At 48.8% G+C, this 11,749-nt stretch carries 8 protein-coding genes; 3 read left to right on the top strand and 5 right to left on the bottom strand.

The features are described from left to right. Positions 1-313 precede the first annotated feature (313 nt). A complete protein-coding gene (locus VM802_RS29660; RefSeq protein ID WP_325537668.1) occupies positions 314-1,543 on the top strand; it encodes a Kelch repeat-containing protein in 1,230 nt (409 codons plus the stop codon). Positions 1,544-1,626: 83 nt separating this feature from the next. Here the strand turns inward: VM802_RS29660 and VM802_RS29655 are convergent, their stop codons facing one another. The 3 genes from VM802_RS29655 to VM802_RS29645 form a co-directional block, all read right to left on the bottom strand. Continuing rightward, positions 1,627-4,995 carry a DUF1080 domain-containing protein gene (locus tag VM802_RS29655; RefSeq protein ID WP_325537666.1) on the bottom strand — a complete coding sequence of 1,123 codons (3,369 nt, stop codon included), beginning with the start codon at positions 4,993-4,995 and terminating at the stop codon, positions 1,627-1,629. 34 nt (positions 4,996-5,029) lie between these two features. Beyond that, complete coding sequence (locus VM802_RS29650; protein WP_325537663.1) at positions 5,030-6,301, bottom strand: Gfo/Idh/MocA family oxidoreductase; 1,272 nt, start codon at positions 6,299-6,301, stop codon at positions 5,030-5,032. Between the two features lie 293 nt (positions 6,302-6,594). Beyond that, positions 6,595-7,452, bottom strand: coding sequence for an ROK family protein (locus VM802_RS29645; RefSeq protein ID WP_325537661.1), 858 nt, complete (start codon positions 7,450-7,452; stop codon positions 6,595-6,597). A 482-nt stretch (positions 7,453-7,934) separates the two neighbouring features. On the opposite strand from VM802_RS29645, the gene VM802_RS29640 reads away from it, so the two are divergent. Then, a complete protein-coding gene (locus VM802_RS29640) occupies positions 7,935-9,848 on the top strand; it encodes an SPFH domain-containing protein (protein ID WP_325537658.1) in 1,914 nt (637 codons plus the stop codon). A 43-nt stretch (positions 9,849-9,891) separates the two neighbouring features. Here VM802_RS29640 and VM802_RS29635 read toward each other — a convergent pair whose 3' ends face one another. Next, on the bottom strand, positions 9,892-10,287 hold the full coding sequence (locus VM802_RS29635; RefSeq protein WP_325537656.1) for a DoxX family protein: 396 nt from the start codon (positions 10,285-10,287) through the stop codon (positions 9,892-9,894). A 128-nt stretch (positions 10,288-10,415) separates the two neighbouring features. Here VM802_RS29635 and VM802_RS29630 point away from each other — a divergent pair, with 128 nt between their 5' ends. Next, the gene (locus tag VM802_RS29630) at positions 10,416-10,811 is read left to right on the top strand and encodes a winged helix-turn-helix transcriptional regulator (RefSeq protein WP_325537654.1); all 396 of its coding nucleotides are present in this window, start codon (positions 10,416-10,418) and stop codon (positions 10,809-10,811) included. Here the strand turns inward: VM802_RS29630 and VM802_RS29625 are convergent. Further along, positions 10,808-11,689, bottom strand: coding sequence for an NAD(P)-dependent oxidoreductase (locus VM802_RS29625; RefSeq protein WP_325537652.1), 882 nt, complete (start codon positions 11,687-11,689; stop codon positions 10,808-10,810). The genes VM802_RS29630 and VM802_RS29625 overlap by 4 nt on opposite strands. Positions 11,690-11,749: the final 60 nt, after the last annotated feature.

Below are 11,749 nucleotides of genomic sequence, written 5' to 3'. Positions count from 1 at the left end.
AAAATCGGCTGTCCGGTAAATTTTTTATCTTTATCCAAGTTTTTACGTTTAAGGTGTGGTAACCCAAACATAGAAACTATTGGGGGGCTTGCCCCCTTTTTTTATGCTTTATTCACTTATTTTAGTCGGACAATACTGTTTCGAAATATAAATAAATCACAAAGCAGGAGGGAATAATTACCTCCAAGTTATCAACGTGTAGTTAATCAGGAATTACCCCTTAACATTAATTTCATCTTCACTGCGATAGGTGTTCCTTCCTTGTCAGGTTAATTATTCAATGAATATGCAAAAAAACATATTCTCTACTCACATGAACTGCAAGATGAAAACTATCGTGCCGGTGATGGCTGTACTATTGGCCAGCTCCTGCACCAAAAACCTTATTGACAAAGAACTGCAGCCTATCAATGGAACACTGAAAGCAGCTGTAGCTACAAATCCATTGTTATCCTACACCAAACTAGAACAAACAGGTACACTTAGACTGAGCATTCCCAGGGCAGACATGGGTATCACCGCCAGCAACGGTAAGATCTATTTTGCAGGTGGCACCAACATGCAGGCTTACGTACAATATACTCCTGACACTGCATTGATAATAACCGGTGGCCATCAAAGCATCATTGATATTTATGACACCGCTACGCAGACCTGGGGGCAGGCCAATTTAAGTTCTGCGAGAACAGATGTTAGCGCTGTTACTGCCGGTTCCAAAGTATTGTTTGCAGGCGGCAATCTGCTGGATACCGTTAACATTAAACCCGGCACCAATCCTAAAATAAAGGCGCCGCGAGCTGTTGCGACAACTACAGTAGATCTGTATGACACCAATAGCAAACAATGGACCGTTGCTTCTCTGAGCAAACCCAGATATGGCATGAGTGGCGCCGCTATTGGCAACAAAGCCTATTTCGCCGGCGGAGTGGACAGTGCAGGTAACTACCAGAAAATTGTGGATGTATACGACGCCACCACGAACCAATGGAGTACTATTCCATTACCATATGGCATGAAGTATTCCGCAGCAGTAGCAAGAGGTAATGAAATCATTTTCGTGAGCAACATCATACAGATCCTGAATACCATCAATAATACATGGACCATCCATTCTGTAACTTTTGCTTATTTCCAGACTATTGCCACTTTGCTGAATGATAAAGTTTGTATTGCTGACAGAACCAGCCATGTAGTCGGTAATGTAAACGACAAGACATTCGTAGAGGTATATACTACCCTCAGCGCCAATACATCCTTCATTAATCTACCTACTCCCAGAACCGGTGTCGGCCTGGGTTCTATCGGTAACAAACTGATACTGGCAGGTGGCGGCGACATCAGTGATGAACATCAGACAGCTGATATTTACGATGACGTAACACACGCTGCTGTCACTGTTCCATTGACAAGTGGCGGCGCCATGAATATGCAGTCTGTGACAGTTGGCAACAAACTATATATGGCAGGTGGACGCAGATATCCGCTACCAACCAGGCGTGTAGCTTATCCTGGCATGATCGATGTGTTCGAACTGAAGCCATGATCAATATCATTCAATAAAAAACAGCTCCCCCGCTTGCGAAGGGAGCTGTTTGCCATAAAGAGAACGCCTTGGTTCTGCAGTGTTTACAGTTCTTTTACTCTGATGTTCCGGAAGCGTACAATAGATCCATGGCCCAGGAAACCGATATGGCCTTTCGTATTGTTCAGACCCGGATGTTCCTTATGGTCACGGGTACCGTTCTTGCGGGCATCAGCAATATCGCCATCGAGGATCACCGTACCGTTCAGGATCACTTTGATGTGCGTACCATCCACAATAGCCTCCTCATAGTTCCATTCTCCAACTGGTTTCAGGTAGCCGCGTTTGGCTGGAATCACACCATATACAGAGCCATGATATTGATACTCATGCAGGTCTTTGTAGATATCTGCTTCATTGTCCAATATCTGTAACTCCATACCCATGTAAGCAGCATCGCCTTCCAGTGGTGCGCGCACGCCCAGTCCGTTGTTGGCGCCAGGAGTGAGCATAAACTCAAAACGGAAAGAGAAATTGCTGTACTCCTTTTTCGTATACAGGTTACCGTGACCACCATTTTTCGGATAGATCACCAGGTTACCTTCATCGATTACATAGTCTTTGGTGTTGCCGGTCCATTCGTGCATGTTGGTGCCATCGAACAATAGCTTATAGCCAGCGTTCCTTTCTTCTTCGCTCAGCGTAAATGGCTTCGGCCGCTGGATCTCTTTGATATAAAGATCACGGTAAGTAACGTTGGTACCATGCGCCTGCAGCTCTATCTGTTCTTCCGGGAAGATAGGCAGATTGCGGTCCCAGTAGTTTTCCAGGATGGTGTTATCTGTTACGAGTACGCCGTTGAGATAAACCGTTACGCGGTCGCCTTTCATGATAATGCGAAAATGATTCCACTCACCTATGCCGTTGTCGGCCAGTTTCAGCGGTTTGCTTTCATGTTGCTGATTATTATATAATCCACCGGAGCCAACCTGTGCCCCCACGTCAGTGCGGGCAGTATCCCATATCTGCACCTGTGGCGTTCCACGCAGATATATACCTGCGTCACCGTTAGGCGTAATCTTCCAGTCTACCTGCATTTCAAAATCGCCATACTTCTTATCCGTACAGAGATTCTCACCCTGACCGTTAAACACCAGCATTCCATCTTTCACAGACCATCCTTTGCGCATCACTTCATCTGCTTTTTCCTGCGCCTTTGCAAGCGTTTTGGCATCCATCTTCGCACGGGCGATAGGGTTGTCTACCAATCCTTTCCAGCCGCTCAGGTCTTTTCCATTAAACATTGATACGTACCCGTCGCCTGCCGGCATCTCTGCCAGGTATTTACGGATGGATTGACGCTGGTAATCTGCATCAGGGCCTTTCAGTACCTGGCTGGTCTTTTCCAGCAGTGAACGTACGAGGGCGCCGTTATAGGATTTATCAGCGAGCGCGATGTTCATCACAGCCATAGCTGCCTGTTGCTGCACGGCGCTGTTGTCGAGGTATTTGCCGGCAAAGAATAAAGCAGGCAGTGTTTTGCATTGCTCTGTCACTGCCAGGATGCTCTTCTGCAAAGCCGGTGTGGAAGCCAGTTCCATAGCATCCCGCAACATCAGCAACTTCCGGTCCGCCGTGTACCCTGACCGGTTGATAAGCGATATATAGCCGCTGAGCGCCTCTTCGCGGTAAGCACCGCTGGCAGCATCCCTGGCTATTTTTAACAGTGCGGGCGCTGCGCTCCCATCTTTCCATCTTGCGAGGGCGGCCACTGTCGCTTTTTTCGTTTGCTCATTACCGTTACTGAAGGAAGCAACTACCGGTTGCAGTGCAGATTTGTCACCGAGGCCAGCCAGTACTGCCAGGTAGCGCGACTGTTTCTCTGCGGGCGCCTGTTGCATCTGCGTCAGTACATCAGCGGCTGAAGCACCGGCATTAACAAGGGCAGATTGTATACTGCCAAACTCATCATTACCAGCCTTATTCAGTAAGGTAAACAGGGCAGGTAGATTCGCTCTCCCTGCCACATTGCGCAATGCATCCATCGCGGCTACCCGCACGCCAGCATCCTTACTGTCGGTCAGTGCCAACACATCCTGGACACGGCCGTCAGCCTTCCGGGCTGATAGTATCGCCAGCAGGGCTATCTGGGCAGCGGGAGGCATGGTACCCAATGCGGCGCCAGCCTGCTCAGTTACTTCATTGCCCGGCATGATGAGCAAAGCATTACTCACTGCTTCAATATCCGCAGCATCATTGGTTTTCATCATTTCCAGCAACACAGGCAGTGCAGCTACGCCGCCTGTCTGTCCGCTGGCAGCGATGGCGGCAAGTCTTACCTTTTCGTCGCCGCTCTTTGTCAGCGCCTGAATAGCCGGCAATGCGGCTTTCACTTTATTGTCGCCAAGCATGCCCATGATGGCTGCCTTTGTATCATCGTTAGCGGTTTTCAGTTGTGTTAACCACACCGCTGCATTAGATGCAGCATAAGGCGCGGCAAATTTCAGCGCAGCGTCGCGGTAGGCGGTGTTCTTCCCGGCCACAGCCTGTGTGAGCCAGGGCATGCTTTTCTCTTTTGCAATATCCGCAATGAGCTTCAGACCAGCGGTTCGTGTGTGTGCCTGCGCATCGGCAGTGCATTGCTTTACAAGCGACTCCCCTATTTTCTGCGCGACGGCTTTGTTACCGTTCGCAGCTAATTGTCCCGCATATGCCAACAGGGAAGAAGCAGCATCCGTTTCGTCATAGATATATCCTGCTTTGGCGGCAGCGCTGGTGAGCACAGCAGCAGAAGCCGGATCGGCGATCTGCGCCAGTGCATAGCGTGCTACTTTCGCCAGCTTTTTATCAGAGCTGTTCGCCAGCGGCGTGATCGCAGCAACAGCCTTGCGGTTACGGCTGTCACCCAGTGCTTCCACGAGGGTGATCTTATTGGCCGGCGTGGCGGTAGGCAGCGCGCCGAGCAGTGCATCCTGTGCAGCAGGCGTATTGATCTTTACCAGTGCACGAGCAGCGGGGTCACAGTAACGGTCTGTTAAAAGCAACGGCTGTAAAGGGTTTACAGCGGCCTCTGTACCAGTGGTCTGCAACAGCGTGATCAGGAATACTTTATTCTCCGGATCGCTGGTTTTGGCGAGTGCCTTAGAAAGCCCGGCCACAACTTGTTTGCGAAGGGACTCTTTACCTGGTTGCGTTACGTAATATGCATAACCGGAAAGGGCGTACTGTAATTGTGTGTTATCACCTTTGCCCGGAGCGGCCAGCATACCAGCGATAGTAGCCACGCCTTCCTCTCCGAGAGCGGCAATGGCTTCCATATTAGTATTGAATTGAGATTTATCAGGGGATGGCATCAGTGCCAGCACATCCGCCACTTTGGTATGGAAAGCACGCTGGTCTGCCGGGCCTTGCGCGGCGGCAATACTGCTCCAGCCGATCAGCGATGCAATGAGTAGATGTCGAATATTTTTCATAATGAAATTACTTGAATAATGAAGAGGTGGCGGATCAGATCGTCCATGGACCGCGCATTGGCTGGAATATAAGACTGTTGGCTCCTTCATCGCCAATGAATTCTTGCTTCACCGGGTCAAATTTAAGAGAGCGGTTCAGTCTTAATGCAATCTTGCCCATATTCACAAGGGTACATGACCGGTGGCCATTCTCTTCATTGAGGGCAAATTTTTTCCTGTTCTTCACGGCATACACAAAATCTGTCTGTTGTGGCGCAGGGTCAGGGAAAGCGGCGAGCTTTTTCTCCAGATCCGGTATATCTGATCTGAAACCGGGATACAATTTACCTTTCGGACCTTCTATATAAGCGGCTTTCTCATCTTTGGCTTCACCATCAAGTATAATCTGGCAACCATCTGCATAGGTGTAGGTGATCCTTCTCCAGGTGCCTACCGCGTCCGGATGCTGCTGTGGCGCATCCACTTCCACGCTTACCGGACTGGTATCATCTTTTCCGAGGAAATACTGGATTGGGTCAAGGTAATGCTGCCCCATGTCTCCCAGGCCGCCGCCATCATAATCCCAGTAGCCGCGGAACGTTTGATGTACGCGGTGCGGGTTGTAAGGACGATAAGGCGCAGGGCCTAACCACATATCATAATCCAGTTCTGCCGGCACAGGCTGCGGTTCCAGATTGGTTTTACCTACCCAGTAGAATTTCCAGTCGAAACCGGTATGTCTGCTTACGGTTACTTTCAGCGGCCATCCCAGGAGCCCACTGTCTACCAGCTTCTTGATGGGTTTCACGGTAGTACCCATGCCATAGAAGTTATCGGAGAAGCGGAACCATGTATTAAGACGGAAGATACGGCCGTGTTGCTGAACGGCTTCCACAAGACGCTTACCTTCACCGATGGTGGCAGTCATTGGTTTTTCGCACCAGATGTCTTTGCCGGCGCGTGCTGCATCGGCAGCAATGATACCATGCCAGTGCGGTGGCGTGGCCACATGTACAATATCCACTTCCGGCAGTGTGATCACTTCGCGGTAGTCAGAAAAAGTTTTCACTCCTTTGGTGTTCAGCAGTTCCATAGCCCGCTTCAGATGATTGCGGTCAACATCGCAGATTGCTACCACCCGGGTGCCTGCATAGCCGAAATGCCCACGTCCCATACCACCCACACCGATCACCGCTTTCGTCAGCTGATCGCTGGGCGCCAGGTAGCCACGCCCCAGTACATGACGTGGAACAATTGTAAAAGCGGCCAGCGCGCCAAGGGAATTTTTTAGGAACGCCCGCCTAGAATCGCTTTTTTGGTTTGCCATATATATTTTGATTGATCTGTTCGTATAGCTGTTAACGTTAGTTCACTGTATTGTATGGTAGCCACGGAGATGGTATGGTAAGATAGAAAGACATGGAAAGATATGCAAGCTGATCGGGGCTAAATAATGATGAGTGGTATCGGGAACGATGTCACCAGAGGGAATAGACGGATAAACGGGCCAACATTTAGCATATGTTTTTTAGCTTACAGGGATCAGTGGTTAGCCTTTAGCATCCGGAGATCATAGTTAATGCACCCGAAAGCTAAAGGCCAAAGAATAAAGACTTAAAATTAACTTTTCTCCCACAGGCTGGCTGCGCCTATTACAGCTGCCTGCTCTCCCAATACGGCTTTCAGCAGTGGAATATGAATATTGTTTTTCTCAAGTCCGGCAATTACAGCAGGAAAGAAAAGATCAGCTGCATTGGAAATGTTACCACCAATCACGATGGCCTCCGGAGATTCCTTTCTGATGAAGGAAGTAAGGAATGCTGTCAGATTACCTGCAAATTCATTGAACACATCCGCCACACGGGGATCAGCATCCATCTGCTCCGTGAGCTTTTTCACATCAGCAACGGTGACGCCGCTCAGCTCCTGGTATCTCTTCACAAACCAGCGGGTAGACAAATAATCTTCCGCCATGCCATCAAGGAAAGGAGCGCACCAGAGATTCGCATCTTCTGCAAGCTGACCGTGAAATACCGCAGATCCCAGACCCGTGCCCAACGTAAGCCCTATCACATGTTGATAATTACGGCCTGCGCCACTGAATACCTCACCTTGTAAAAAACAACCGGCATCATTGATAAACCGGATCTGTGAAGCCCCCATTCCCAACCGGTCTGCCAGCAGGTGCTTTACATTCACCTGGTAAAGTGAATCATACTTGTGCTGATCTTTCATCAGGCTGATACCTTCTGTATAATCAAAGGGGCCGGGCATCCCGATACCAATATACCTGTCTGTGGCAGGCGTGTCTCTGAAAACATCATCAATGACCACCGCCCAGGCGTCAATAATTTCTTCCGCTGCTCCCAGCGAATCAATACGTTTGCGGTTCCAGGATGCTGCTACGATCGTCCTTGTCTCCAGATCCACCAGTGCCGCTGTGATATGAGAGCCCCCGATATCAATTCCTAATGCCATGGAATTTTTCATAAATAGTTAAAGATGTAAATTATCGCTAAATCGTTTTAGCTTCAAAGCAAATATAAAGATTGTTTGGTTGACTAAAGAAAAAATCGTTTTAGCATGTTAGTATATAAGTCTCAATATAGATTCTTTTTTGAAGAATCAAAAGCCTTGACCAACTTTTCATGCAGCGGGATTTTTTGTTATTTATTTTGACAGATGAAAAATAATTACCAATTTTACATCGTAATTCATTTTTACAATGGAATCTGACCCTTGCTCCAGTAGCAGCCTTACATCATACATAGCTACTAACTTCAATACCTCTCCTCCAAGACATTAGGCCAATATTTCAGGTGACTAACGATCTGCGGATATATATTCCGTCAGCACTGTTGTACGCACGATATTATTCCTCCAGCAGCGGGAATGCCTGTCTATATATACAAACAATACACTCAAACCTATAACGCTTAACAAATCCCAATTTTATGGAAATGTCAGTTTTAAGATGGGTACTGCTCATTGGCGTACCCCTGCTATGCCTGTTATTGTACAAACTTATACTTCGTATATGCTTTGGCGTAGTCATTGTCCCTGAAGACCGCATCGGTCTTGTCACTAAAAAATTTGTGCTCTTCGGTAAGCAGGAACTCCCCGAAGGCCGCATCCTGGCCGTAAACGGAGAAGCGGGCTTCCAGGCGCAGACACTCGCGCCCGGCGTATACTTCTGGAAATGGTTCTGGCAGTACAGCGTTGCGTTCCAGCCATTCACGATTATCCCTACCGGTAAAATCGGACTGGTACTCGCCAAAGATGGGGCGGAGCTGGAAACAGGCGCCATCCTTGCCCGAAAGGTGCCATGCGACTCCTTTCAGGATGCTGTAGGCTTCCTTCAGAACGGAGGCCGCAAAGGTAGACAGACCGCTATCATTACGCCAGGTTCTTATCGTATCAACACCTTCCTCTTTGAAATAGAAATCACGGACATGATCTCTATTCCTGACAATGCGGTGGGTATTGTTACCACGCTGGAAGGGAAAGCCATTGAAGCTGGTTCCATCGCGGGCCGTGTGATAGATGGACATAACAACTTCCAGGATGTGGATACCTTCCTGCAGCGTGGTGGCTACAAAGGTTTACAGGAACAGGTGATACTGGCCGGCTCCTACTTCATCAACCCCTGGTTCGCCAAAATGGAAATGGTACGCATGACAGAAATCTCAATCGGTCACGTAGGTGTGGTGATCTCCTTCGTCGGTAACGACGGTGTGGATCTCAGCGGTGCAGAGTTCAAACACGGTAACATCGTGGCGAAAGGTACCAAAGGCGTATGGGCGGAACCGTTAGGTCCCGGTAAGTATCCCATCAACCCTTACATCATGAAAGTGGAGCTTGTGCCGACCACCAACCTGGTGCTCAACTGGGCCTCTGCCAGAAGCGAAGCACACCAGCTCGACAAAAACCTGTCTACCATTACAGTGAGAAGCCGCGACGGTTTTACTTTCAACCTCGATGTATCGCAGATCATCCATATCCCCACTATAGAGGCGCCAAAGGTAATTGCCAGGTTCGGAAACATGAGTAACCTGGTAACACAGGTGCTGGAACCCACTATCGGTAACTATTTCCGTAACTCCGCACAGGGTGCAGATGTGATCAGCTTCCTCACCAGCCGTAAAGAAAGACAGACTGCTGCCAGGGAGCATATCGGAAAGGTGCTGGATCAATACAACGTTTTCGGTGTGGACACGCTGATCGGTGACATTGTTCCGCCTGAAAGCCTCATGAAGACACTCACCGACCGTAAGATCGCAGAGGAACAGAAGATCACTTACGAAACACAAAAACTGGCGCAGGAAACCAGGCAGTCACTCGAGAAGGAAACCGCCGTTGCTGAAATGCAGAAAGACATTGTGAAAGCTGATCAGGGTGTACTGATTGCTGAAAGGATTGCGGATGCTGCTGTGAAGAAAGCCACTGGTGATGCCAACAGCGTACGCCTGCAGGCCAACGCAGAAAGCGACCGTATGAAACTGCTGGCTAGTGGTGAAGCGGAAAAAGTAAGACTGCTCGCAAAAGCGGAAGCGGAACGTACGGAATGGATCGCGAAAGCTGACGCCGAAAAAATTGCCCTCACCGGTAAGGCAGAAGCAGAGAAGATCCTGGCAATTGGTCAGTCAAGCGCGGAATCCTACAAGCTCGCCGTGGAAGCGATGGGCGGTAACAACTTCACCCAGCTGAAAGTGATGGAAGCCATCGGTGCACAGAACATACGCATCATGCCGGATGTGCTCATCAGTGGTGGCGATGGCGTCAATGGTCCTATCAGCGGACTTCTCGGACTGAAGCTACTGGAAGACATTGCCAAAAAGAAACAAGAAGAGAAAGACGGTAAAAGTGAGCAATAATTAAATGAGGGTAAGGGGCCGTCATAAGCCCCTTACTTCCTCCTTATACTTGTTTTGCTCTGTTGTCAAGACTATAAGGTCCTGCCCCAAAATAAGCTATCAGCAAGGCGCCTCCAAGGATAGATACATTCTTCATAAACATCGCCATCAGCATCTGTGCCGCCATTGCATCTTTTACATCCCAGAAATTATGTAGCGCAATAGTCACAGGGATGAGGAAGATAACGATCAGCCAGGCACCAATCTTAGCCTTAAAGCCCAGCAGTATACTGAGGCCGCCAACTAATGATATTATGCCCGCCAATGGCACCATAAAGCCTGCTGCCGGCACTCCCGCCGCAACGGCGTATTCCTTTCCGGCTCCTCCGGCATGAGTAAGACCGGACATAATGAAGATGAACGCAAATAAAATGCGGCCCAGCAATGGTAGAACTTTCATAATCTGATAGTGTTTTTTATACCACAAACTTATAGCCTTACCCGAACGTTTAACCCGGGGTATACAAGAGGTTAGCAGTATCCTCTATGATAGCAGCATTTTAGTATCTTTACTGTGAAATATCGGATATGAGAAAAGAAAACTCCACCAATTCATTAAATGAAAAACAGCTCAGGGGCGATTGCGGTGTGGCGCATACCCTCACCCTCATTGGCGGTAGGTGGAAACCTACTATACTGTGGCGGTTGCTCGATGGCAAGATGCGGTATAACGAACTGAAGAAATCAATCACCGGCATTTCAGAACGTGTGCTGGTGTTGCAATTGAGAGAGCTGGAAAACGACGGCCTGATAAAACGTATCATTTATCCGGAAGTACCACCCCGCGTGGAATATGAACTCACCTCCCTGGGACAATCTATGGAAGATCTGTTGCAGCATATGTCCGACTGGGGCGTAATGCACCGCAAGATGGCCAGCAAGGCCAATGCTGCAAAAGCACTGGCCGTTGCGGGAAAAAATTAAATACCTGCGTCTTTAAAGGCCCCGCTCGCAAGCGCTACCCAATCAGCTTCCGGGATCTCGTTCTTAGCTACCACGGTTGTAAGACGCGACTGCACCAGGTTGGCCAATGGCATCGGTGTATGCGATCTGGACGCTGTCTGCAATACCAGGTTCATATCCTTTAAACCCAACGCTGCACTGAAGGAAGGCACATTGTATTTGCGGTCAACGATCATCGCGCCATAACCAGAAAACACAGGCGATGCAAACAATGTACTGGTCAACATTTCATACACAGCTTTTACCTCCAACCCATTCTTCTCAGCCAGGGCAAATCCTTCCGCCATCATCTCGATAGCGCCGGCAATCATAAAATTACCAATCAGCTTCAACACATTGGCATTGCCTTCATCTTCGCCAAGATCAAAAACACGTTTTGCAAATCCTGCTTCCAGTAATGGTTTAATGCGTTCTTTCGCCGCAGCGTTGCCTGAAATAACCGCGTTACCGACCTTTGCCGCAGCAGCTTCCGGCCTGGCGAATATCGGCGCCCCAACATAGTGCACACCGTACTCCTTATGATGCGCCGCCAGCACTCTTGCAGTATCCGGCGAAATAGTGCTCAGTGAAACATGGATACCACCGTTACCCAACGCAGCAGCAAATGCATCGCCTGCGATGGAAGTGATAGCTGCATCATCAGACACCAGCGTCAATACAATACCGCCTTTCTCAGCCGCTTCTTCGGGACTGTTAACGAGCACGGCTCCCTGCGCTTCCAGCGGTAACGCTTTCACACGGGTACGGTTATATATTTTTACTTTATAGCCTGCTTTCAGCAGATTCTCTGCTATAGGGTATCCCAGATTCCCTATCCCTATAAATCCAATGGTTTCCATATGATGACAGATTATTGTTTAAAGCACAAAGCTATCAATTTATCTTCTGCTAATTGTAAT

It is taken from the genome of Chitinophaga sp. (assembly GCF_035538455.1).
Lineage (GTDB): Bacteria > Bacteroidota > Bacteroidia > Chitinophagales > Chitinophagaceae > Chitinophaga.
This window is presented reverse-complemented; position numbering and strand designations above follow the sequence as displayed.